This window comes from Arthrobacter pityocampae (assembly GCF_002927275.1).
GTDB classification, from domain to species: domain Bacteria; phylum Actinomycetota; class Actinomycetes; order Actinomycetales; family Micrococcaceae; genus Arthrobacter_D; species Arthrobacter_D pityocampae.
This window is the reverse complement of the sequence record NZ_PRKW01000003.1, coordinates 72,379-93,948: the sequence shown is the minus strand read 5'-3', so window position 1 is coordinate 93,948 and position 21,570 is coordinate 72,379. Positions and strand designations below refer to the sequence as shown.

The 21,570-nt window shown below is 69.5% G+C and carries 22 protein-coding genes; 14 read left to right on the top strand and 8 right to left on the bottom strand.

Annotated features, from left to right (window positions below):
• Positions 1-94: 94 nt before the first annotated feature.
• The 5 genes from rpsO (at position 95) to C4K88_RS06890 (ending at position 5,771) form a co-directional block, all read left to right on the top strand.
• Positions 95-364: a 30S ribosomal protein S15 gene (rpsO, locus tag C4K88_RS06910; protein ID WP_043447493.1), complete on the top strand. Its 270-nt coding sequence runs from the start codon at positions 95-97 to the stop codon at positions 362-364.
• A gap of 256 nt (positions 365-620) precedes the next feature.
• Complete coding sequence (locus tag C4K88_RS06905; RefSeq protein WP_104120915.1) at positions 621-2,873, top strand: polyribonucleotide nucleotidyltransferase; 2,253 nt, start codon at positions 621-623, stop codon at positions 2,871-2,873.
• Between the two features lie 114 nt (positions 2,874-2,987).
• The gene (locus C4K88_RS06900; RefSeq protein WP_104120914.1) at positions 2,988-4,358 is read left to right on the top strand and encodes a M16 family metallopeptidase; all 1,371 of its coding nucleotides are present in this window, start codon (positions 2,988-2,990) and stop codon (positions 4,356-4,358) included.
• Positions 4,359-4,446: 88 nt separating this feature from the next.
• Entirely contained in the window at positions 4,447-5,148 is a 702-nt protein-coding gene (locus C4K88_RS06895) for a DsbA family protein (protein WP_104120913.1), read from the top strand.
• Positions 5,149-5,153: 5 nt separating this feature from the next.
• The gene (locus tag C4K88_RS06890) at positions 5,154-5,771 is read left to right on the top strand and encodes a vitamin K epoxide reductase family protein (protein ID WP_104120912.1); all 618 of its coding nucleotides are present in this window, start codon (positions 5,154-5,156) and stop codon (positions 5,769-5,771) included.
• Here C4K88_RS06890 and C4K88_RS06885 read toward each other — a convergent pair whose 3' ends face one another.
• From C4K88_RS06885 to C4K88_RS06860, 6 genes are all read right to left on the bottom strand, one after another.
• Positions 5,772-7,121, bottom strand: coding sequence for a NosD domain-containing protein (locus C4K88_RS06885; protein WP_104120911.1), 1,350 nt, complete (start codon positions 7,119-7,121; stop codon positions 5,772-5,774).
• Complete coding sequence (locus C4K88_RS06880; RefSeq protein WP_104120910.1) at positions 7,105-8,091, bottom strand: glycoside hydrolase family protein; 987 nt, start codon at positions 8,089-8,091, stop codon at positions 7,105-7,107. Before C4K88_RS06880 ends, C4K88_RS06885 begins: the two co-directional genes overlap by 17 nt.
• Before the next feature lie 13 nt (positions 8,092-8,104).
• Positions 8,105-9,184 carry a LacI family DNA-binding transcriptional regulator gene (locus C4K88_RS06875; RefSeq protein ID WP_104120909.1) on the bottom strand — a complete coding sequence of 360 codons (1,080 nt, stop codon included), beginning with the start codon at positions 9,182-9,184 and terminating at the stop codon, positions 8,105-8,107.
• 88 nt (positions 9,185-9,272) lie between these two features.
• Positions 9,273-10,112, bottom strand: coding sequence for a carbohydrate ABC transporter permease (locus tag C4K88_RS06870; RefSeq protein WP_104120908.1), 840 nt, complete (start codon positions 10,110-10,112; stop codon positions 9,273-9,275).
• Positions 10,109-10,963: a carbohydrate ABC transporter permease gene (locus tag C4K88_RS06865; RefSeq protein ID WP_104120907.1), complete on the bottom strand. Its 855-nt coding sequence runs from the start codon at positions 10,961-10,963 to the stop codon at positions 10,109-10,111. The genes C4K88_RS06870 and C4K88_RS06865 overlap by 4 nt, the downstream gene beginning before the upstream one ends.
• 225 nt (positions 10,964-11,188) lie before the next feature.
• Positions 11,189-12,532 carry an ABC transporter substrate-binding protein gene (locus C4K88_RS06860; RefSeq protein WP_104120906.1) on the bottom strand — a complete coding sequence of 448 codons (1,344 nt, stop codon included), beginning with the start codon at positions 12,530-12,532 and terminating at the stop codon, positions 11,189-11,191.
• A gap of 351 nt (positions 12,533-12,883) precedes the next feature.
• Here C4K88_RS06860 and C4K88_RS06855 point away from each other — a divergent pair, with 351 nt between their 5' ends.
• The 4 genes from C4K88_RS06855 to C4K88_RS06840 all read left to right on the top strand — a co-directional run bounded on the left by C4K88_RS06855 (position 12,884) and on the right by C4K88_RS06840 (position 15,750).
• On the top strand, positions 12,884-13,273 hold the full coding sequence (locus C4K88_RS06855; RefSeq protein WP_146065635.1) for a DUF7793 family protein: 390 nt from the start codon (positions 12,884-12,886) through the stop codon (positions 13,271-13,273).
• Positions 13,274-13,329: 56 nt separating this feature from the next.
• Positions 13,330-13,719, top strand: a complete 390-nt coding sequence (locus C4K88_RS06850; protein WP_104120904.1) for a DUF7793 family protein — start codon at positions 13,330-13,332, stop codon at positions 13,717-13,719.
• A gap of 120 nt (positions 13,720-13,839) precedes the next feature.
• On the top strand, positions 13,840-15,360 hold the full coding sequence (locus C4K88_RS06845) for a CYTH and CHAD domain-containing protein (RefSeq protein ID WP_104120903.1): 1,521 nt from the start codon (positions 13,840-13,842) through the stop codon (positions 15,358-15,360).
• A gap of 15 nt (positions 15,361-15,375) precedes the next feature.
• Positions 15,376-15,750: a hypothetical protein gene (locus C4K88_RS06840; protein WP_104120902.1), complete on the top strand. Its 375-nt coding sequence runs from the start codon at positions 15,376-15,378 to the stop codon at positions 15,748-15,750.
• Here C4K88_RS06840 and C4K88_RS06835 read toward each other — a convergent pair.
• Positions 15,747-15,998: a MoaD/ThiS family protein gene (locus tag C4K88_RS06835; RefSeq protein ID WP_104121274.1), complete on the bottom strand. Its 252-nt coding sequence runs from the start codon at positions 15,996-15,998 to the stop codon at positions 15,747-15,749. The genes C4K88_RS06840 and C4K88_RS06835 overlap by 4 nt on opposite strands.
• Position 15,999: 1 nt before the next feature.
• Positions 16,000-17,070, bottom strand: coding sequence for a GTP 3',8-cyclase MoaA (moaA, locus tag C4K88_RS06830; RefSeq protein WP_104120901.1), 1,071 nt, complete (start codon positions 17,068-17,070; stop codon positions 16,000-16,002).
• A gap of 199 nt (positions 17,071-17,269) precedes the next feature.
• On the opposite strand from moaA, the gene C4K88_RS06825 reads away from it, so the two are divergent.
• The 5 genes from C4K88_RS06825 to C4K88_RS06805 are packed head-to-tail and all read left to right on the top strand — an operon-like array spanning position 17,270 to position 21,568.
• On the top strand, positions 17,270-18,817 hold the full coding sequence (locus C4K88_RS06825) for a molybdopterin-dependent oxidoreductase (protein WP_104120900.1): 1,548 nt from the start codon (positions 17,270-17,272) through the stop codon (positions 18,815-18,817).
• A 46-nt stretch (positions 18,818-18,863) separates the two neighbouring features.
• Complete coding sequence (locus tag C4K88_RS06820) at positions 18,864-20,180, top strand: molybdopterin molybdotransferase MoeA (protein WP_104120899.1); 1,317 nt, start codon at positions 18,864-18,866, stop codon at positions 20,178-20,180.
• Positions 20,177-20,662 carry a cyclic pyranopterin monophosphate synthase MoaC gene (gene moaC / locus C4K88_RS06815; RefSeq protein WP_104120898.1) on the top strand — a complete coding sequence of 162 codons (486 nt, stop codon included), beginning with the start codon at positions 20,177-20,179 and terminating at the stop codon, positions 20,660-20,662. Before C4K88_RS06820 ends, moaC begins: the two co-directional genes overlap by 4 nt.
• Positions 20,659-21,144 carry a MogA/MoaB family molybdenum cofactor biosynthesis protein gene (locus tag C4K88_RS06810; RefSeq protein WP_104120897.1) on the top strand — a complete coding sequence of 162 codons (486 nt, stop codon included), beginning with the start codon at positions 20,659-20,661 and terminating at the stop codon, positions 21,142-21,144. The genes moaC and C4K88_RS06810 overlap by 4 nt, the downstream gene beginning before the upstream one ends.
• Positions 21,131-21,568, top strand: a complete 438-nt coding sequence (locus C4K88_RS06805; protein WP_104120896.1) for a molybdenum cofactor biosynthesis protein MoaE — start codon at positions 21,131-21,133, stop codon at positions 21,566-21,568. The genes C4K88_RS06810 and C4K88_RS06805 overlap by 14 nt, the downstream gene beginning before the upstream one ends.
• Positions 21,569-21,570: the final 2 nt, after the last annotated feature.

The window sequence follows — 21,570 nt, the reverse complement described above, 5'->3', positions numbered from 1 at the left end:
AGATCCGGCTGCAGTCCGTGGTGGCTGGATTTTTCTGTGTCGTCGTGCAAGCGATGCTCAGCACCTGTTCACGGTACAACTCTAGGAGTTACTCGTGGCCCTTGACGCCGCCATCAAGCAGGAAATCATCAAGGCATACGCCCTGGCCGAGGGTGACACCGGTTCGCCCGAGGTCCAGATCGCGATGCTTTCCCGCCGTATCCTCGACCTGACCGAGCACCTGAAGATGCACAAGCACGACCACCACACGCGTCGTGGCCTGCTTCTTCTCGTCGGTCGCCGCCGTCGCCTGCTGGACTACCTGCGGGACACCGACATCACGCGCTACCGTACGCTCATCGAGCGTCTGGGTCTGCGTCGATAAGTAGCATCAGAAGGCGGCATCCTCTCCACCCGAGGGGGAGCCGCCTTCTTGCTGGCAACAGCACCGAAGTACCCCACGCATAACAGGAGTCAACCGGCACCGCGCATTCGCGGTCCTCGGTAGTGATCTCCGGCAGCGCCGGTCCGGCGCTTTCCGTGGATCTCCATCGAAGACCGGGTGCTGTGGGCCGTCCATGAGGGACGGGCCACGTCGGGTGCCGGCTGCCTCCGCCTACCAGGAAACGGAGGTGACTCTCTTGGAGGGTCCCGAAATTCAGTTCGCCGAAGCAGTGATCGACAACGGTCGCTTCGGAACACGCACCGTCCGGTTCGAGACCGGTCGCGTCGCCCAGCAGGCCGCCGGCTCCGCCATGGTCTACATCGACGAGGACACCGCGCTGCTCTCGGCCACCACGGCCGGCAAGCACCCGCGCGAAGGCTTCGACTTCTTCCCGCTCACCGTCGACGTCGAAGAGCGCATGTACGCCGCGGGCCGCATCCCGGGCTCGTTCTTCCGCCGCGAGGGCCGCCCCTCGACGGAGGCCATCCTGGCCTGCCGCCTCATGGACCGGCCGCTGCGCCCCGCCTTCGTCAAGGGGCTCCGCAACGAGGTCCAGGTCGTCGTCACGATCCTCGCGATCAACCCCGACGTCCGCTACGACGTCGTGGCCATCAACGCGGCCTCCATGTCCACGCAGCTCTCCGGCCTGCCCTTCTCGGGTCCGATCGGTGGCGTGCGCGTCGCCCTCGTCTCCGACGGCAGCGGCCAGGACCAGTGGATCGCCTTCCCGAAGCACTCCGAGCTCGAGAACTCGGTCTTCGACATGGTGGTCGCCGGACGCATCGCCGGTGACGACGTCGCCATCATGATGGTCGAGGCCGAGGCCACCGACAACGCGTGGACCCTCATCAAGGAGAACGGCGCGACCGCGCCCACCGAGGAGATCGTCGCCGACGGCCTCGAGGCCGCCAAGCCGTTCATCCGCGCGCTGTGCGAGGCGCAGGCCGACCTCGCAGGCCGTGCCGCGAAGCCGACCGTCGAGTTCCCCGTCTTCCTCGACTACCAGGACGACGTCTACGCGGCCATCGAGTCCGCCGGGGCCGAGAAGCTCGGGCAGGTCTTCCAGATCGCCGACAAGCAGGAGCGCGAGAGCGCGTCCGACGCCCTCAAGACCGAACTCATGGACGCCCTCGGCGCCCAGTTCGAGGGACGCGAGAAGGAGCTCTCCGCAGCCTTCCGCTCGCTGACCAAGGCCGTCGTGCGCCAGCGCATCCTCAAGGACCAGGTCCGCATCGACGGCCGTGGTCTGAGCGACATCCGCAAGCTCACCGCCGAGGTCGAGGTCCTGCCGCGCGTGCACGGCTCCGCGATCTTCGAGCGCGGCGAGACCCAGATCCTGGGTGTCACCACGCTGAACATGCTCAAGATGGAGCAGCAGATCGACTCGCTGTCGCCTGTCACGCGCAAGCGCTACATGCACAACTACAACTTCCCGCCCTACTCCACCGGTGAGACCGGCCGCGTCGGTTCGCCGAAGCGCCGCGAGATCGGCCACGGAGCCCTGGCAGAGCGGGCCCTCGTGCCCGTCCTGCCGAGCCGCGAGGAATTCCCGTACGCCATCCGCCAGGTCTCCGAGGCGCTGAGCTCCAACGGCTCGACGTCGATGGGCTCCGTCTGCGCCTCCACGCTGTCGCTGCTCAACGCCGGTGTTCCCCTCCGCGCGCCGGTCGCCGGTATCGCCATGGGCCTCGTCTCCGACGTCGTCGACGGTCAGACCCGCTACGCGGCCCTGACGGACATCCTCGGCGCCGAGGACGCCTTCGGCGACATGGACTTCAAGGTCGCCGGGACGTCCGAGTTCGTCACGGCCATCCAGCTGGACACGAAGCTCGACGGCATCCCCGCATCCGTGCTCGCCGCAGCGCTGAAGCAGGCCCGCGAGGCGCGCCTGCACATCCTGGGCGTGCTGCAGGCCGCGATCGACACCCCGGACGAGCTCTCCGAGTTCGCACCCCGGATCATCTCGGTGAAGATCCCCGTGGACAAGATCGGCGAGGTCATCGGCCCCAAGGGCAAGATGATCAACCAGATCCAGGAGGACACCGGGGCAGACATCTCGATCGAGGACGACGGCACCGTGCTGATCGGCGCGACGAACGGCGAGTCGGCGGAAGCCGCCCGCGCCGCCGTCAACGCCATCGCCAACCCGCAGGTCCCCGAGATCGGCGAGCGCTACCTGGGCACGGTCGTCAAGACCACGACCTTCGGCGCCTTCGTCTCGCTGACCCCCGGCAAGGACGGCCTGCTGCACATCTCGGAGCTGCGCAAGCTCGCCGGTGGCAAGCGCGTCGACAACGTCGACGAGGTCGTCTCCGTGGGCCAGAAGGTCCAGGTCGAGATCACCAAGGTCGACGACCGCGGAAAGCTCTCGCTCTCGCCCGTCGTCGCGGAGGACGTCTCCGAGGACGCCGGTATCGAGCTGCCCGAGGCCACCGAGGGCGACGACTGACCTCTCGCCCCGCTCCCCGTGAGCACCGTACGGCCCCGGCGCGTCCCGATCGTTTCGATCGGCGCCGGAGCCGTCTGCCGTTCCCCGACCAGTCGACAGACCAGAAAGTCCAGGATGTCCCTGACCTCCATAGTGTCCCTGCCCCTGCAGCCCACCATCCACACCGGTGGCGAGGGTTCCGATCCCACGTTCGTGGCCGGTGATCCCGGCGGCAACGTGGTGCGTCGCAGCGTGCTGCCCGGCGGCGTGCGCGTGCTCACCGAGGCGATGCCGGGCCAGCGGTCCGCGACCATCGGCTTCTGGGTGGGGGTCGGGTCCCGCGACGAGGCCGACGGCCAGCACGGGTCCACCCATTTCCTCGAGCACCTCCTGTTCAAGGGGACCGCGCGGCGCAGTGCCATGGACATCGCGTCCGCCTTCGACGAGGTGGGCGGCGAGTCCAACGCCGCCACCGCGAAGGAGAACACCTGCTACTACGCGCGCGTCCTCGACTCCGACCTGCCGATGGCCATCGACGTCATCGCGGACATGGTCACCTCCGCCGTGCTCGACCCGGAGGAGCTCGAGCAGGAACGCGACGTCATCCTCGAGGAGATCGCGATGGACAGCGACGACCCCGCGGACGTCGCACACGAGCGGTTCGTCGAGCTGGTGCTGGGGGAGCACCCTCTCGGCCGACCGATCGGCGGGACCCCCGAGGCCATCCGCGCGGTGCCGCGCGAGTCCGTCCTCGCGCACTACCGCCGCTACTACACGCCCGCCGAACTGGTCGTCACCGCGGCGGGCGGGCTGGACCACGACGTCGTCTGCCGCCTGGTGCAGGAGGCGCTGGAGAGTGCCGGGTGGACCCTCGAGGAGGGCGCCCTGCCTGTCCCGCGCCGGCGGACCGTGGAGGCCCCGGTCCGGGGCGAGACCGGCGTCCATGTGATCCGGCGCGCCGTCGAGCAGTCGAACATCCTGATCGGCTGCCCCTCCCTCACGGCGACGGACGAGCGCAGGTTCGCGATGAGCGTCCTGAACGCCGTCCTGGGCGGCGGGATGTCCTCGCGCCTGTTCCAGGAGGTCCGCGAGAAGCGCGGACTCGTGTACTCCACCTACTCGTTCTCGGCCGCCTACGCCGATGCGGGCTATTTCGGTATGTACGCCGGGTGCTCACCGGCCAAGACGGGCCAGGTCATCGACCTGCTCGGCGCCGAACTGGACCGCCTCGCCGCCCACGGCATCGACGCCGAGGAGCTCCGCAAGGCCGTCGGGCAGCTCTCGGGCGGACTCGTCATGGCCCTCGAGGACAGCAGCTCCCGCATGTCGCGGCTCGGCCGGTCGGAGCTCGTCTCGGGCGAGTTCGTCGACATGGACACCTCCCTCGACCGCATCCGGTCGGTCACCGCCGAGGACGTCCAGTCCCTGGCACAGGAGCTGGCCGCGGCGCCGCGCACCACCGTCGTCGTCGGGCCGTTCGACTCGGAAGCCGACTTCGCCCCGTAGGCCGAGCAGCAACGTCCGGGTGTCCACCCGTCACGGGGGTGCTGGCGCCCATCCATCAGACGACATCCCATGACGAGGAGACACCACTGTGGCAACACCCGCACCCAGCGCCACGCCGGAGACAAAGAACCGACTGAGCCTGCCGAACCGGATCGCGGTCGGCCTGCTCGCCGCCGCTGCCGCCGTCGTCGGCCTCGTGATCCTCCTCGACGTGCTCGGCCAGGACGAGGGCCGGACCGATGGCACGACAGCGACCGCCGCGGAGGTGGTCCGGGAGGACAGCCACCGTCTGTCTCAGGCGCCGGACGAGAAGGCCGTGCTGGTCGAGTTCCTCGATTTCGAGTGTGAATCCTGCCTCGCCGCATACCCCGTGGTGGAGGACCTGTCCGAGGAGTACGGGGAGAACCTCACGGTCGTGTCCCGGTACTTCCCGCTCCCCGGCCACCCGAACTCCGAAACCGCAGCCGCGGCCGTGGAGGCGGCCGCCCAGCAGGGTCGGTTCAAGGAGATGCACGCCCGCATGTACGAGACGCAGACCGAGTGGAGCCACACCGACGAGGACAGGTCGCCGGTCTTCCGGGGCTACGCGGAAGGGCTCGGCCTGGATCTGGCGGCTTACGACGCGGCGATCGCCGACCCGGCCACGATGGAGCGCGTGAACGCCGACAAGGCCGACGGCATGGCCCTGGACGTCGAGGGCACCCCGACGTTCTTCCTCGAGGGCCGGAAGATCCAGCCGGCGACGATCGAGGAGTTCCGCAGCCTCATCGAGACAGCGATCGCGGACTGAGCACCATGACGGAGGGCGTTACCGACCGGCGGGACGGCGTGGCCCTGACCGGCTTCGCGCGTCGGATCCCGTTCGGGGCCATGCTGGTGGCCACGGGTGTCATCGGCTGGATCGCCGCCGGCATCCTCGTCCTCGAGAAGCTCGAGCTGTACCGCGATTCCGACCACGTCACGAGCTGCGACATCAATCCGTGGGTGTCCTGTGGACGGGTCATGGAGACCTGGCAGTCCGAGCTCTTCGGCTTCCCCAACCCGTTCATCGGGCTCGTGGGCTTCACCGTCGTCATCACCACCGGCATGGCCCTGCTCGCCGGAGCCCGCTTCAGCCGCTGGTACTGGGTGGGACTGCAGGCGGGCGTCACCCTCGGCATGGTCTTCGCGGCCTGGCTGTGGAGCCAGGCGCTCTTCGACATCTACATCCTCTGCCTCTACTGCATAGTCGTGTGGGCGGTGATGATCCCGTTGTTCGTCCTCACCACCGTCCGCAATCTGGTGCACGGGGTCATCCCCGCACCCGCGAGTCCCACCCGCATCCTCGCTGCCTGGGTGGGGCCGATCATCGTCCTGGCCTGGATCGCCGTCGCCGCCTCGGTGTTCCTCCGCTTCCTCCACGTCTTCACCTGACTAGGAGTCGATGGTCGGTGTCGCCCTGACGGCGTTGACCGTCCTGTCCAGGAGCACCTGTGTATCTGTGCCGGAATCGAGGATCGTGTTCCGACCCGATCCGGGATCGACGAGGACGGTCGTGACGGCCCGGTCGTTCGAGGCCGTCGTCGTCAGCAGGGCATCCACCTGTGCCTCGAAGCAGGAGTCACTCGATGTGGAGTGGACGTCCAGCGCCACGACATGGTTGGTCGACACGAAGTTACCCGTTCCGGAGACGAGCCGGATGACCACCGGCGTCGCACCTTCGGGCCGGATGTCCTGTGCGTCGATGATCTGGGAGAAGTGGTTGCCGATGACGGAGTTGTTGCTGCCACTGACCCGCAGAAGTCCGTGAAGGTCGTCCAGGCCGTTGTCCACACCACGGAAGGGCGTCCACGGCTCCTGGTCCCGCAGGAAGTGGTTCGTGGCCACGAGGTTCTCCGAACTGTCCCCCGCCAGGATCAGCATCCCGGGGTAGAACGAGTGCAGGCGGTTGTTGGTGACGCTGGAACGCGTGACGCCCTCGAGGTGGACGCTGCTCGCGCCGCGGGGGAAGACGTTGTTGGCGGTGATCAGGAGTCCGCCGTGGTTCTCGGCGTAGATCGAGTGGCCCTTGAAGCCTGCCCCGATCAGATTGTCGGTGATCTTCGATGCCTGCCCCCACCCGCGCAACTCGATGCAACTGCCACACTCGGCGATGAAATTGTCATGGACGGAGAGCGCGTCCGCGTGGTGGATCGTGAGTGCGTTCTCGAGGTACACGAAGCCCATACCGGTCACGCGGAAGGAGTCGTTCGCAGAGGCGACGTGAATGCCGGTCTTGCCGTTGACGTAGGTGTTCTCAGGGTGCATTCCCGAGCCGTCCGGGGTGAAGTGCAACCCGTCGATGCAGAAGTCGACGAACTCGACCGAACTGATCCGCGGGCTCCCGCTCCGCTCGACGTGGAAAGCGGCTCCCGTGGCCTGTTCCTCATCCCCGGCGGGAGGAAGATCGACGATGATGCGGCTTCCGCCGGGCCACAACTCGTGCAGGCCGGCCCATTCGTCCTCGGGAACGTTGAACCGGATGCTCGAGGAGGTGAACCCGTGCCCCGCACCCTGGATTCTGAGGAAGCTGATATCGATGAGCACCTGCGTCCGGAGGTGATAGTCCCCGGGCGGAATGGTGATGACTGCGCCTGGTTTTCCGCCGTGGTTCACATCGTTGGCAACCTGCCGCACCTTGATGTCAGCGATGATGCTGTTGATGACCTCACCGACGTCTTCGGACGCGTCGCCGATGGGCCAGGTTGTCACGTCGTAGCAGTTGCCCTCAGTCGACGTCGACATAGTGCCGTACCTCGAGCTGTGGGTCGTGGGCGCCTGTCAGCGTGAGTTTGCCGTCGCGGAAGGAGACGGGCTGCGGGTCGGTGATCCTGCCGACGAAGGCCCCTGCCTCGTCGGTGTTCTCGAAGGCGAGCATCTGCCACCGGCCGACACGGTTTTGGATGAGTCGTCCCACGTACAGGGACTGGTCGGCCACGAGGTAGGCCTCCGAGATGTCGAAGGGGCCGAGGGCACTCGGCGCGTTCACGGCCCAGATACCTCCGCGGTCCTGGCGTGCCTGCCGTTCGACGGACAGTTCGGATCCGAGGCAGGAGAACAGGAGCACCGTCTGCTCGTCGATCACCTCCGTCTGCAGGACCTCGAGCTGGCCGAAGCCGTTCCCCGGGCCGCTGAGCGGGGAGCGGATCTCCCAGTGCACGAGATCGGGGGAGAACGCGTGCCCGACGACGCCGCGCTGGTCGGGGTCACCCGCCGTCGCCCGGGCAGTGATCAGCATGTCCCACCCCGTGCCGTCCGCACTCCGGGTGACCCACGGGTCGCGCCACGCCTCGTCGGGCCAGGACGCCTGGGTCAGCTTCTCGTAGTGGGCGCTGTCCGCTTCGAGGACCAGGTCCGTGCGGGTCCAGGTGAAGAGATCGGGGGAGGTGGCGCTGCCGATGCGCTGGACGAGTCCCTTACCCTCGCGGTCCACTCCTGTGTAGAACATGTGCCACAGTCCGGCGTCGTCGCGGACGACGGAGCCGGTCCAGGTGGCGAGGTCGTCGAACGCGGGCCCGTCTGCCGGGACGAGGGCGTCGGCATGCTCTTCCCAGGTCCGCAGGTCCGTCGAGGTGGCATGGCCGACGGAGGCGCGCCAGTGCCGGCGGTCGGGGTCCTGCAGGGCGCGCGAGGCCTTGAGGAAGAAGAGGTGGTAGCGGTCGCCGTCATCGGCGAACCAGAAATCCCACACCCAGGAGGAACGCAGTTCAAACATCGAGTGTCCTTATCTAGTCGGTCAGCGCGGCGTCGGCGCCGGCCGGAGTTGAGGCATGGGGCGGCGCAACGGAGTCGCGCCGGATGAGCGGGCAGGAGAGGATCGTGGCTTCGTCCGCGAGGAGCTTCTCCTCGTCGTGGCCCTCGATGAGCCTGATGAGTGTCTGGACGGCCCAGGCGCCCATCTCGTAGTGGGGGAGCGCCACGGTGGTGAGGCCCGGGAACAGTCCTTCGGCGATGAGGGTCTGGTTGTCGAAGCCGACGACGGACAGCTGCTCAGGAATGCCGAGCCCGAGTTCGCCGGCGGCACGGTAGGCGCCCATCGCCATGCGGTCGTTGTAGCAGAACAACGCCGTCGGACGGTCCTCGCGGGACAGCAGCTCCTTCGCGGCGGCATAACCCCCTGCCGCCTCCGACTCCTGCGCCGCAACCAGTCCCGGATCGAAGGTGATCCCCGCTCCCTGAACGGCGTCCCGGTAGCCCTGGAGGCGCCCATGGGTGGCGGGGACGTCGTCGGTGTTGGTGACGAAGCCGATGCGGTGGTGGCCCGCGTCAAGGAGTGCTGTGACGGCGGTCCGGGCGCCGCCCCGCTCATCGGGGATGGTGCAGGGGACCAGTCCGGTCCTGTCGGTGGAGTCGATGAGGACGGCCGGAACCTCGAAGAGTCGGGGCGGCAGGGAGACCGCGCGGTGGTACATGGTGGCGTACAGGATGCCATCCACCTGCCGCTCGAGGAGGGCATCGACATCACGCCTCTTGGACCGGGTGTCGGCGTCCTTGTCGGTGTTGATGATGACGAGTGTGTAATCGTGCTTCCGCGCGGTCTCCTCGGCCCCCTTGATGATCATGCCGGCATGCGGGGTCGTGGCGATGTCCTCGCTCAGCAGGCCGATCATCGCCGAACGCTGCGTCCGCAGGCCCTGGGCCATCCGGTTGGGTCCGTATCCGAGGGCAGCCGCGGCGTCCCTGACCTTCTTGCGGGTCTCATCACTCGCCCGGGCGTGGGGGGTGTCGTTGAGGATGTGGGACACCGTGGTCACGGAGACACCCGCCGCGGCTGCGACGTCCCGTATACCGACTGTCTTCCGTGCCATGTTAATCCCCTGTCGTGATGGAGCCGATGCTGGTTGTTCCTGGTTCCCGGGTCCGGGATCGCTTCCTCAGCGGAGCCGGTGCACCGGGTCAGCCCTTGACCGCGCCGAGGGTGAGGCCGGCGACGATGTGCCGCTGGAGGACCAGGGTGAGCAGGACGACGGGGATGGAGTAGACGGCCGCCAGGGCGGTCATGGACCCCCAGTCGAGGCCGAACTGGGTCTGGAAGTTCGCGATCACGATCGGCGTCGTCTGGGCCCTGACGGATGTCAGGAGCAGGGAGAAGAGGAACTCGTTCCAGGAGGCGAGGAAGGCGAAGATCGCCGTCACGGCGACACCGCCGGAGACCACCGGCAGGACCACCCGGCGAAGCGCCCCGAGGCGGCTGCAGCCGTCGATCTTCGCGGCCTCGTCGAGCTCGTCGGGCACCGCGTCGAAGAAACTCGTCATGAGCCAGATCGACAGCGGCAGGGACAGGGTGGCGTGGGCGATGGCGAGGGCGAGCGACGTATCGGCGATTCCGAGGTCCCGGAACAGGGAGACCAGGGGGACGCCGACGACGATCGCCGGGACCATCCGGCAGACCAGCGCGACCAGGATGAAGACCTGCCCACTCGGTGTCCGGTAGCGGGTGATGGCGTACGCGGCCGGTACTGCGAGGACCAGGGAGATGGCGGTGCTGAGCACGGCGGTGACGGTGCTGTTGATGAACGATGCGATCACACCCTCGCGTCCGAGCGCGGTGGCGTAGTTCTCCAGGGTGAACTCCGAGCCGAAGACCGTCGCCGGTACGGCGATGGTCTCCAGTGGGGTCTTGAAGGAGGTGAGCAGGAGGTAGACGAAGGGGAAGCCGTAGAGGACGGTGACGACTGCGAGCAGTACCCACAAGACGGTGCGGGCGGTCTTCCCCCGGACGACGAGGCCGTTCATGAGCGATCACTTCCTGGGCGCCAGATGGCGTAGACGGCGACGACGGCGACGAGCAGCATGCCCATCAGGTACATGGTGCCCATGGCGCTGGCCAGGCCGGGGTCGCCGAAGCGGACGAGGGTCCGGTAGACGAGCAGGGACAGCGTCTCGGTGCTGCCCTGCGGTCCGCCGTTGGTCTGGATGAGGATGATATCGAAGGCCCGTGCGGCGTCGATCCCCCGGATGATGAGGGCGACCGCGATCACCGGCCGCAGCAGCGGCAGGATGATCCGGAACAGGATCGTGGGATAGTTCGCGCCGTCGATCCGGGCTGCCTCCAGCAGCTCTTCCGGGACGTTCTGCAGACCCGCGAAGAGGATCAGGGTGATGAACGAGGTGGTCAGCCAGATGTCCGGGAGCGCCACCGAGAACAGTGCGATGTCGGGGTTGCTGAGCCACTGGATCTGGTCGGTGCTCTGCAGGATCCCGACCCGACGGAGCAGTTCGTTGAGGATGCCGAAGTTGTCGATGAGCAGGAACCGCCAGAGCAGGCCTGCCACCACGGGCGCGATCATGAGCGGGTACATGAAGATGGTCCGGAAGACCCTCGACCGGTCGCCCAGGGCCGAGAAGAGCAGGGCCACCGCCAGACCCAGCGTGAATTCGAGGGCCACGACGATCACGGTGTACACGAGGGTCCGCCACGCGGCCCCGGTGAACGCGTCGGAGGCGAGTGCCGCCGAGTAGTTCGCAAGCCCGATGAACTCGCGGTCGCCACCGAAGGGTTCGATGGCGTAGAAGCTGTCCCGGACGAACTGCACCAGCGGCCACCCGACGAACACCGCTAGGAATGCGACGGCGGGAAGCATCATCAGGGCGGCGAACCGCCGATCGGTGAAGCCCCTCTTCCGGCGGACCGGAGGGGGAGTGACCGGTGAGGACCCGGCCTTGGGAGGACGGGACGCCCGGGGTCGCGGGGTCGGAGCCCGCTGATCGGTTACGTGCACGGGGTGAGCCTTTGCTGGGAAGAATGCGGAGGCGGGCTGTGAAGCGTGGGGCGGTGGTGGCGGACCGCAGGGCCCGCCACCACCGGTCGGCTACTGGACGATGGCTTCGATCTGTTCTTTGGCGTCGTCGAGGAGCTGCTGGTTGTCGGCGCCCGGCTCGAGGGCCTTCTGCAGCATCGGGATGAGCGCCGAGTCGACGATCTCCTGCCAGTTCTCCGTGGCGGGCCGGGGTTTCGTGCCCTCGGCCGAGAGGGTCTCCACCAGGGCGTCGAAGTGTTCGTAGCCCGGCTTGCCCTCGTACTCCTCGAAGGCCGAGACGCGGGCGGCCAGGCCCAGTGACGAGTCGATGCCCATGGCGTTGTTGTCGTAGGCGAACTGCAGGAACTCGTTCGCTGTCTCCTGCTTCTCCGTGGTCTTCGGGATGGACAGGTACCAGGGTCCGGGGACGCCTGCGACGCCGCCCGGCCCGCCGATCATCGGTGCTGCGCCGATCTTCCCTGCGACCGGTGAGTCCTCCGGCGTCTGGGGGTAGGCGTGCGCCCAGAAACGCATCATCGCCGTCTCGCCCTGGTAGAACAGGTTCTGCGCGCCGGCCCAGTCGATCTGAGCGGCCCCGGGAGGGGAGACCTTCAGGTCGTTGTTGAGGCCGACGTAGAAATCGAGGGCCGCGAGGTGATCGGCGTCGTTGACGGTGACGTCGCCCTCGGGGCTGAGGACCATGTTCTCCGCGCCGGACTGGGACACGGTGGCCAGCCACTCGGTCTCCACGGCGCCCTTGACATCCGTGCCGTAGAGGTCGGTCTGCCCGTCCCCGTCGGTATCCCGGGTGAAGAACTGTGCGACGTCCTGGTACTGCTCCCAGGTAGTCGGGGGATCGAGGTCGTAGCCGTACTCGTCCTTGAACGCAGCTTTCTCGGCCGGGTCCTCGAACAGATCGGTGCGGTAGAACAGGATCTCGGAGTTCGTCCACACGGGCATGCCCACGAAGTCCTCCCCGACCTGGGCCTCCTCGACCAGTGCCGGGAAGAGATCGGACGTCACCTCGTCCGTGAACATGTCGTTCAGCGGTGTCACGGCGTCGGCGAAGGTGGACAGCCAGATCGCGTCGAGGGCCGCCACGTCGAAGGACGTGCTGCCCGACGAGAATTCCGTGTTGAGACGGTTGTAGAGGCCTTCGTACGGGAGTTCGACGAATGTGACGTCCGTGCCGGTCTCCTCCGTGAATTTCTCGGCGACGCCCGTGAGCTCGGCCTTGCCGCCGGCCTCGACGAGGACGGTCAGGGACTCGGCGTCGTCGGCTGATGCCGTGCCGCCTCCTCCCGCCCCGCACCCTGCGAGGGTGAGGGCGGACAGGACCGCTGCGGCGGACAGGAAAGTCTTCGTGGTGCTGCGTGCTGCTGCGCCGGAGGGGCGCCGGCTGGCGAGGTGCTGCATGACAGGGACTCCATTCTGAGCTTCATTGCTGAGGGGTATGACAAAACGTTTTGCCAAAACGTCTTGGCACTCAGAGTAAAGACCCCTCCGGGGATCGTCAAGACCTGATCGGACGATTCTCCGCTTCCTGCTCTCCGCTTCCTGCTCTCCGCTTCCTGCTCTCTGCGGGCCGGTGCGGACAAGCTGCGGAGAAGCTGCGGGCGCCCAGCAGGTCCTGGACCCGATCGGTTCGTAGGATGAAGAGCTGACGACACCACCGTGGCCTGGGAGCTGAGACGTATCGACGATCGACTGATCGAGCAGGCGGTGCGGCCTGGTGCGGGTCCCGTACCGATGCCCGGCCGTGCCCCGATGAGGACGGCGCCGGCGGCAGGCGGCAGGGCGACACTCACCCTGCTCCGCCCTGCCCTGCTCCGCCTGAGCTGGGTGCCGGACACCGAGGTGCAGGCGGCCGACGCCCGGGATGTCCTCAGACAGAGCCTCGAGCTCGTCGGTCATGTCCCGTACACGGTGCTGGTGGACATGCACCACATCACGATCATCAACGCGGGTGCGCGGGCCGCCTACGGCTCCGAGACGATGGTCCTCGCCGCAGCGATGCTCGGCGCCACACCCGTGGACCGGGTCATCGCCGCGTCGGTGCAGCAGTCGGTGCACGCGGTCCGCTTCTTCACCGACGAGGCCGCCGCCCTGGCCTGGCTGGGAAGCCACCTCCCCGACGCGTCGCCCCGCCTCCAGTAGGAGCACCGACTGGCCCGATAGTCTTCGACCGGACGACGTGGGACGGAGAAGCAGAGATGACGATCGACGACGCACCGCGGACGGCGGTCGAGACCTTCACGGCAACGATGTGTGACGGGGTGCTCTGGGTCGAATGGCACGCCGGCACGAGCGTGGATGACGCGGACGCTGCGGCCCTCGTCGCGCGGGCGGATGCGATCAGCGAGAACGTGTGCCCGCCCATGCTGGTCGAGCTCAACGGCATGGTGACGCTCAGCCGGAACGCCCTCCTCCGGTTCGCCCGGGACCTGAACATCGCGGCGATGGCGATCGTCGGACCGACCGCCGTCGACAGCACCCTCGCGGCATTCTTCGCCGAAGTGCACGATCCGCCCTATCCCACCCGGTACTTCCGGCACCGCGCCCACGCCCTGCCCTGGCTCACGGGCTGTCCCCACGCATCCTGACGTGCGATCGGTCCCGCGCAGGAGGAGTAGCTCCGGCCTCGTGGTGCGCCCGGCAGCGTTGGAGGGACTACGGGCTTTCGGCCTGCTGACGCCATCGGGTGTCCCGATATAGAGTGCCCTATGGGTCCTGATCCTGCGGTGGAGATCGAGCGGAAGTTCGACGTCGACGACGACGCCGCGGTGCCTCTGTTGCACGACCTGCCCGGGATCGGGAGGGTGGCCCAGCCGGTGGAGTACCAGCTGAAGGCCGAGTACTTCGATACGGAGGACTTCCGGCTCGCCGCACGGCGCATCACCGTGCGACGACGCACCGGGGGTGAGGATGCCGGATGGCACCTGAAGATCCCGGTCGGCCCCGACGAGCGCCACGAACACCATGCGCCGCTGGGCAGGAAGGGCGACGGTGTCCCCGCGTCACTGCTGGACCTGGTCCGCGTGCATATCAGGGACCGGGCGCTGGTGCCGGTCGCCCGGCTGTCGACGCGCCGCATCGTGCACCATCTCCACGGCGAGGAGGGCGGGATCCTGGCCGACCTCATGGACGACCGCGTGCGGGCGGAGGTGCTGCATCCCGAACAGGACAGCCTGCACTGGCGTGAATGGGAGATCGAGCTCGTCGACGGGTCCAGGGACCTGCTCGACGCCGCACAGACCCGCGTCACGGATGCCGGTGCGCGCCCCGCCACCCACAGCTCCAAGCTGGAGCGGACCCTCGGCCCGCTCCTGCGCACCGTCACCGACGCCCGACCGGCGCCGACGCCGGACGGCCCGGCCGCGGACGTCCTGCTCGCCTACCTCCACGAGCAACTGAGCGCCCTCGAACAGCAGGACCCCCAGGTGCGGCGGGATGCCCCCGACGCCGTCCACCGCATGAGGGTCGCCACACGCCGTGCGCGATCGGCCCTCGCCACATACCGGTCCCTGCTGGAGGACGCCGACGCCGTCCGGAGCCTGCGCGAGGAACTGAAATGGCTCGCCGGGGTCCTCGGGAAGGCGCGCGACGCGGAGGTCATGCACGCCCGCCTCCGGGAGATGCTCGCCGGCGAGCCGGCCGACCTCGTGCTCGGGCCGGTGGGGCGCCGCGTGGACCTGGAGCTCGGGGGCGATTACCGGAGAGCCCACGCCCAGGTTCTCAAGACCCTGCGCGGGAAACGCTACTTCCGGCTGGTCGACACCTTCGAGTCACTGCTGACGGCTCCGGCGCTGACCGCCCGGGCCGCCGAGCCGGCGGCCCGGTTGATCCCGGAACTCCTGAACCGCGACATACGACGCCTGCGCTCGGCCGTGCACGAAGCCCGGCACCACCCCGCCGGGCTCGGCGACCACCCCGCACTCCACCAGGCCCGCAAGGACGCCAAGCGGCTGCGGTACGGGGCCGAGGCCGCGGCCCCGGTGGGTCGGAAGAAGATCACGCGCATCGCGGACTCGGCCCTCGGGATCCAGAAGATCCTCGGCGAGCACCAGGACAGCGTGGTGACCCGCGACCTGCTGCGCCGCCTCGGCGCCGCAGCCTCCCAGCAGGGCGAGAACGGCTTCACCTACGGCAGGCTGCACGCCCTGGAGCAAGGTGCCGCCCTGCGTGCCGAAGAGCGGTTCCGCAAGGAATGGAAGTACTTCCCCACCGCGCTCGGTACGCAATAGGAACGGACCACCGCCATGACGACCTACCCGCGGTACGAGACCGTCAGCTTCCTCCGCGCGGCAGGCGCCGGCTACATCGAGGGCCTCGTTCTGATGCGCCACGCGCAGAAGGCCGTCGAGGACCGCGTGCTCGCACCCCACGAGCGGGTGGTGCACGTGGAGGTCTGGGGTGAGGAGACGTGCGGCATCAGCGTCCACCAGGGGCATCCGGTGGACCTTGGCGTCGATCACAAGGCCATCTACTGGTATCGCGTCACCATCGGCGGGCCGGCGGAGCGACCGGAGCACGAGCAACAGGACAGCTGGCGCCTCGTGGCGGATGCCGCCCTCGTCGCGGACACGGCGCTCATCCCGGATGCGGCAGCGCCCGAGGCATCCTCTGCTCTCTAGCCCCCGGCGAAGGGCGGCAGGACGTCCAGTACGTCGCCGTCCCCGATGACCGTCGAGGTGTCCCGCAGCGCGACCTCGTTGAGGAGGAAGCTGCTGCGGTCCAGAACCGTCGCGAGCGACGGCGCGCCGGGGGAGGACCGGCGTGCCCGCAGCTCGTCGAGGACGGCGTCGAGGGTACGGCCGCCGGGCAGCCGCTCCTCGCCGACGCCGGTGGCGGCCTTCGCCGCCCCGAAATATCTCACCAGCACCTCAGCCACCGATGGCGCTCATCGACCGGTCGGGCTGGACGAAGTCGTCGGCGCCGAGCCCCGTGTGGCTCATGCCGTGCGCCCGTGGCTTGAGCCACATGGCGTCGCGCCACCGCTGGGCCACCGCTTCGTCGTCCGCACCCGAGCGCAGGAGGCCGCGCAGGTCCGTCTCCTCATGGGAGAAGAGGCAACTCATGATCTTGCCCTCGGCCGTCACCCGTGTCCGTCGGCAGTCGGCACAGAACGGTTCCGTGACGGACGCGATGATGCCCACGGTCCCGAGGACGATGTCAGGGGACTCCTTCGCCCGGACCTCCCACCGCTCGGCCGGCGCTCCGTCACGGTTCCGGGGGTCCGGGGTGAGGACGAAGCGGGTCTCTACGAGCGCGCGCATCTCCGCGGCGGTCACCATGCCCTCCTTCGTCCAGCCGTGGTCGGCGTCGAGGGGCATCTGCTCGATGAAGCGCAGTTCGAAGCCGCGGGCCACCGCCCACGCGACGAGATCGGGCGCCTCGTGGTCGTTGATGCCGCGCATCAGGACGGCGTTGATCTTCACGAGTCCCAACCCGGCGTCGGCGGCCGCCTCGATGCCCCGGAGCACGCGATCCAGGAAAGGACGGCGGGTCAGCTGGGCGAAGGTCTCGGGGTGCAGGGAGTCCATCGAGACGTTGATGCGGGTGAGCCCGGCGTCCTTCAGCTGTACGGCGCGTCGGTCCAGGCCGAGGGCGTTGGTCGTCATCGAGATGGGCAGGTCGGCGTGGTCGGCACGGATGTCCCGGATGATGTCCAGCAGATCGGCGCGGACGAGGGGTTCCCCGCCCGTCAGGCGCAGTTCGCGGATGCCGAGCAGGTCGACGCCGATGCGCACCAGCCGGACGATCTCCTGGCGGGAGAGGACCTGGTCCTTCTGCAGCCAGTTCAGGCCCTCGGCCGGCATGCAGTAGGTGCAGCGCAGGTTGCATTTGTCCGTCAGTGACAGACGCATGTCCGTCGCCTGCCGCCCGTGGGTGTCCAGCAGGCCTTCGATCGTGCCCCCGCGGGCAGTACGCGGCATTCCCAAGTGGATTCCCATGGGATCGAGGTTACGCCCTCCCTCCGCCTGCGCCCTACCCGCGAGCGCCCGCGGGGGCAGGGCTACCGCCCGGTAGCGCGACCCTGTAGAACGCGGGGAACCTCCTCCCACCCGCGGTCGTGTAAGGAACGGACCCCCGCGCCTCGGACAGCCCAGCGGCCGGGACACGACGGAAAGGCGGGACTTACCCCTGGTGAGCATGCGACGCACGGCGTGGGCAGCCGTCTCCGGTGTGCTGGCGGTGGGCCTGGGCGTCATTGCCGGTGAGCTCGCCGCGGCGGCGCTGAGCCCCTCCGTCACCCCCGTCAGTGCCGTGGGCGCCGCCGTCGTCGATCTCGTGCCTCCGCCGGTCAAGGACTGGGCGGTCGCCTGGTTCGGCACCGCGGACAAGGCCGTACTCCTGGCGACGATCGCCGTGGTCATCGCCGTGATCGCCGCCGCCGCAGGCGTGCTCGAGGACCGGCGAAACTTCGCCGGCCGGGCGGTGATCGTCGGTTTCGGCATCCTCGGTGCCGTCGCCGTGGCCTCCCGCCCGCAGTCCTCCACCGTCTCCTTCGTGGCGCCCGCGGTCGCGGCTCTCGTCGGGATCGCCGTCCTGGCCGCACTCGTCCGTGCGCTGAGGACGTGGTCCAGGGCGGCCGACAACGGTGGGGAGGACCCGCTCCCGGCGCGCCGCCGGTTCCTCCAGGGGGCAGGGGGCACCGCCGCCGTCGCCGTCGCCGCCGGCGTCGCGGCCACCGGTGTCCGCTCCTCCCAGTCCGCCGTGACGCAGCAGCGCTCGTCGATCACGCTGCCCGCGCCCGTGAAGACGGCGCCGCCGGCGGAGGGGTCCTTCGTCCCCGATGGTGCGGAGCTCGACGTCGAGGGCATCAGCGAACTCGTGACGCCCACCGCCCACTTCTACCGGATCGACACCGCCCTCGTGGTGCCCGTCGTCGATGCCGCCCAGTGGTCCCTGACGGTCACCGGGCTCGTGGACCGGGAGATCGAGATCACGTTCGAGGACCTGCTCGCCCAGCCCCTGATCGAGCGCCACGTGACGCTGGCCTGCGTGTCGAACACCGTCGGCGGGGACCTGACGGGCAACGCCCGCTGGCTCGGCTGGCCCGTGCGCGAACTCCTCGCCCGGGCCGGTGTGCGGCCCGAGGCCGACATGGTGCTGTCGCGGAGTGCCGACGGTTTCACGGTCGGCACGCCCCTCGAAGCCCTGACCGACGCACGGGACGCGCTGCTCGCCGTCGGCATGAACGGGGAGCCGCTGCCCGTGGAGCACGGCTTCCCGGTCCGGCTCGTGGTCCCGGGGCTGTACGGCTTCGTGTCCGCGACGAAGTGGGTGACCGAGCTGAAGGTGACCCGCTTCGCCGACGACACGGCGTACTGGTCCACCCGCGGCTGGTCCGAGCGCGGCCCCGTGAAGACGTCCTCGCGGATCGACGTGCCGCGCACGAACGCGAGCGTGCCCGCCGGCGACGTCGTCGTGGGCGGGGTGGCCTGGGCGCAGCACCGGGGCGTCGAGGCCGTCGAGGTGAGGGTCGACGGCGGGGCCTGGCAGCCTGCCACGCTCGCACGTCCGATCTCCGCGGACACCTGGTGCCAGTACAGTGCCACCCTGCAGCTGGAGGCCGGCGAGCACACCGTCCAGGCGCGGGCCGTGGACCGTGAGGGCGCCGTGCAGTCCGAGGACAGCGTGCCCCCGGCACCCGACGGCGCCGAGGGACTCCACACGGTAACGTTCTCGGTGACCTAGGCCACGCCCTCCGGGCGGTCCCGGCACGAGCGCGCGGAAGGCACCCATGAGACGAACCGTCGCCGAACACCAGGCCGCCGTGGCCGGACTCCTGCAGGCCGGCGGCGGGACCCGCCGCGCTGCCGAGGTGCTCGCGCTCCGCGACGCCCCGGGTCGGGCCCTGGCCGAGGACGTCAAGGCGCCCGTGAACCTCCCGCCGTTCGACAACGCGCAGATGGACGGCTACGCCGTCCACGCCGCCGACCTCGCGGGAACGGCCCCGCTGACGGTGGCCGACCCCATCCCCGCGGGCATCGCGCCCCCGCCGCTCGCGCCGGGGACGGCGGCCCCGATCATGACCGGCGCCATGCTGCCGGCCGGTGCCGCCGCCGTCGTGCCCATCGAGCGTGCGGACCCGGACCGGTTCTACTCCGACGCGGAGCGCGCCGACGGGACCGCGACCGTCCGCCTGCCCGGAGGCATCGACGCCGGACTGTTCGTGCGGCGGGCCGGGAGCGACCTCGCCCAGGGCGGGACGGCGCTGCGGGCCGGCGCGCTGCTCGGCGCCGCCCAGCTCGGGCTCCTCGCCGCCTGCGGCGTGGGCGAGGTCCGCGTGGCCCCGCGCTTCCGCGTGCTGCTCCTGTCCACCGGCAACGAGGTGACCGAACCCGGCGCGGACCTCGCCCCCGGACGCATCTACGACGCCAACACGACGCTGCTCGAAGCGGCGCTGCGGGAGGCCGGCGCGGACGTCACGCGCCACCGCCTCCTCGGGGACGATCCCGCCGTGCTCCGGGAGGACCTCGCGACGATCACGGCGGGCAGCACCGACCTCGTCCTCAGCACCGGGGGGATCAGCCAGGGCGCCTACGAGGTGGTGAAGCAGGCACTGGCGGACAGCCGCGTGGAGTTCTCCTCCGTGGCCCTGCAGCCGGGCGGACCCCAGGCGCACGGCACCCTCGCCGGTGTACCGTTCCTCGGCTTCCCCGGCAACCCGGTGAGCGCCATCGTCTCCTTCGAGATGTTCCTCCGGCCGGCCCTGTCCCGGGTGACCGGCGTCCCGGCGCCACGCCCCGTGCTCGGGGCGGTCCTCGCCGAGGGCGTCGACAGCCCTCCCGCCAAGCACCAGGTCCGCCGCGGCATCTACCGCGAGGGAAGGGTCTCGCTCGTGGGCGGCCCCGAATCCCACCTGTTGCACGCCCTGGCCGCCGCCAACTGCCTCGTCCACCTGCCCGAGGGCGTCGCATCGCTCCCCGCGGGCAGCCGCGTCGAAGTCACGCTCATCGGGCCCATACCGGTGGAGCCCCTGGCAAGCGGAGCCCCGATCGCGGTTTACCGGGCCGCATCTGGTGGAATGGACTCCGCAGAAAGGACTCCGACATGAGCACTCCACCCCCTCCCGAGGGTCTCTCCCACGTCCGCGCCGACGGCACCGCCCACATGGTCGACGTCTCCGGCAAGCAGGCGACCGTCCGCCAGGCCGTCGCCGAGGCGATCCTCGAGACCACGCCCGACGTCGTCGCGCTCATCACCGACGGGGCCCTGCCGAAGGGCGACGCCCTCGCCGTCGCCCGCGTCGCCGGCATCATGGCGGCCAAGCAGACCTCCACCCTTATCCCGCTGTGCCACCCGCTGCCGCTGTCGAAGGTGACCGTCGACTTCGAGCCCGACGGCGGCCGCGTGCGGGTCGTCGTGCTCGTGAAGACCACCGCGCTCACCGGCGTCGAGATGGAAGCCCTGACGGGCGCGTCCGTCGCCGCACTGACCGTCTACGACATGATCAAGGCCGTCGACAAGCACGCCGTCATCACCGGCACGAGGGTGCTCGCGAAGTCCGGCGGCAAGAGCGGGGACTGGTCCGTATGACACCCCTGCGCACCGCCGCCGTCGTCATCGCCTCCACCCGCGCCGCGGCCGGCACGTACGAGGACGAGTGCGGCCCGGAGATCGCCCGCTGGCTCTACGACCACGGGTACGCGGTCGCCGACGCCGTCGTCGTGCCCGACGGCGACGCCGTCGGCGCCGCGATCGGCGCCGCCCTGGAGTCCCGCCCGGCCGTGCTCGTCACGAGCGGGGGCACGGGGCTCAGCCCCGATGACGCCACCCCCGAACAGACCGCGCCGTACCTGACGCGCAGTCTGCCCGGCATCATGGAGGCCATGCGCCGCGCCGGGGCCGACGCCGTCCCGACGGCGGTCCTCAGCCGCGGGCTCGCGGGCACCGCGGGTCCGACGTTCGTCGTCAACCTGCCCGGATCACCCGGGGGAGTCCGTGACGGCCTCGCCGTCCTCGCCCCGCTCATCGACCACATCTGCTCCCAGCTGGAGGGCCACCATGACCACGGGTGAGGTCGTCCACGCCGCCGTCGCCGACACCCCGATCACCCCGGAGGAGGCGCACGCCGGCGTCGACTCCCCGTACTGCGGGGCGGTCGTCGGCTTCAGCGGCGTGGTGAGGGACCACGACGGCGGCCGCGACGTGAGGTCGCTGAGCTACTCCGCGCACCCGAGCGCGGGGCGCGTCATCCGGGAGGTCGCCGAGGAGATCGCCGCCCGGCACGACGGCATCCGGATCTGGGTGGCGCACCGCGTGGGACCCCTCGCGATCGGGGACCAGGCGCTCGTCGCAGCCGTCGGGGCCGCACACCGCGGAGAGGCGTTCCGGGCCTGCTCGGACCTCGTGGACCTCGTCAAGGAGCGGGTCCCCATCTGGAAGGAGCAGTTCTTCACGGACGGCAGTGTGGAATGGGTCGGGGCAGGAGCGGAACAGTAGGC

Bases quoted from the DNA above. Each gene is read 5' to 3' on its own strand.
- C4K88_RS06900 (WP_104120914.1), top strand. From the start codon at position 2,988: ATGTCCCTGACCTCCATAGTGTCCCTGCCCCTGCAGCCCACCATCCAC.
- C4K88_RS06890 (WP_104120912.1), top strand. From the start codon at position 5,154: ATGACGGAGGGCGTTACCGACCGGCGGGACGGCGTGGCCCTGACCGGC.
- C4K88_RS06885 (WP_104120911.1), bottom strand. From the start codon at position 7,121: ATGTCGACGTCGACTGAGGGCAACTGCTACGACGTGACAACCTGGCCC.
- C4K88_RS06880 (WP_104120910.1), bottom strand. From the start codon at position 8,091: ATGTTTGAACTGCGTTCCTCCTGGGTGTGGGATTTCTGGTTCGCCGAT.
- C4K88_RS06875 (WP_104120909.1), bottom strand. From the start codon at position 9,184: ATGGCACGGAAGACAGTCGGTATACGGGACGTCGCAGCCGCGGCGGGT.
- C4K88_RS06870 (WP_104120908.1), bottom strand. From the start codon at position 10,112: ATGAACGGCCTCGTCGTCCGGGGGAAGACCGCCCGCACCGTCTTGTGG.
- C4K88_RS06865 (WP_104120907.1), bottom strand. From the start codon at position 10,963: ATGATGCTTCCCGCCGTCGCATTCCTAGCGGTGTTCGTCGGGTGGCCG.
- C4K88_RS06860 (WP_104120906.1), bottom strand. From the start codon at position 12,532: ATGCAGCACCTCGCCAGCCGGCGCCCCTCCGGCGCAGCAGCACGCAGC.
- C4K88_RS06855 (WP_146065635.1), top strand. From the start codon at position 12,884: ATGAGGACGGCGCCGGCGGCAGGCGGCAGGGCGACACTCACCCTGCTC.
- C4K88_RS06850 (WP_104120904.1), top strand. From the start codon at position 13,330: ATGACGATCGACGACGCACCGCGGACGGCGGTCGAGACCTTCACGGCA.
- C4K88_RS06845 (WP_104120903.1), top strand. From the start codon at position 13,840: ATGGGTCCTGATCCTGCGGTGGAGATCGAGCGGAAGTTCGACGTCGAC.
- C4K88_RS06840 (WP_104120902.1), top strand. From the start codon at position 15,376: ATGACGACCTACCCGCGGTACGAGACCGTCAGCTTCCTCCGCGCGGCA.
- moaA (WP_104120901.1), bottom strand. From the start codon at position 17,070: ATGGGAATCCACTTGGGAATGCCGCGTACTGCCCGCGGGGGCACGATC.
- C4K88_RS06825 (WP_104120900.1), top strand. From the start codon at position 17,270: ATGCGACGCACGGCGTGGGCAGCCGTCTCCGGTGTGCTGGCGGTGGGC.
- C4K88_RS06820 (WP_104120899.1), top strand. From the start codon at position 18,864: ATGAGACGAACCGTCGCCGAACACCAGGCCGCCGTGGCCGGACTCCTG.
- moaC (WP_104120898.1), top strand. From the start codon at position 20,177: ATGAGCACTCCACCCCCTCCCGAGGGTCTCTCCCACGTCCGCGCCGAC.
- C4K88_RS06810 (WP_104120897.1), top strand. From the start codon at position 20,659: ATGACACCCCTGCGCACCGCCGCCGTCGTCATCGCCTCCACCCGCGCC.
- C4K88_RS06805 (WP_104120896.1), top strand. From the start codon at position 21,131: ATGACCACGGGTGAGGTCGTCCACGCCGCCGTCGCCGACACCCCGATC.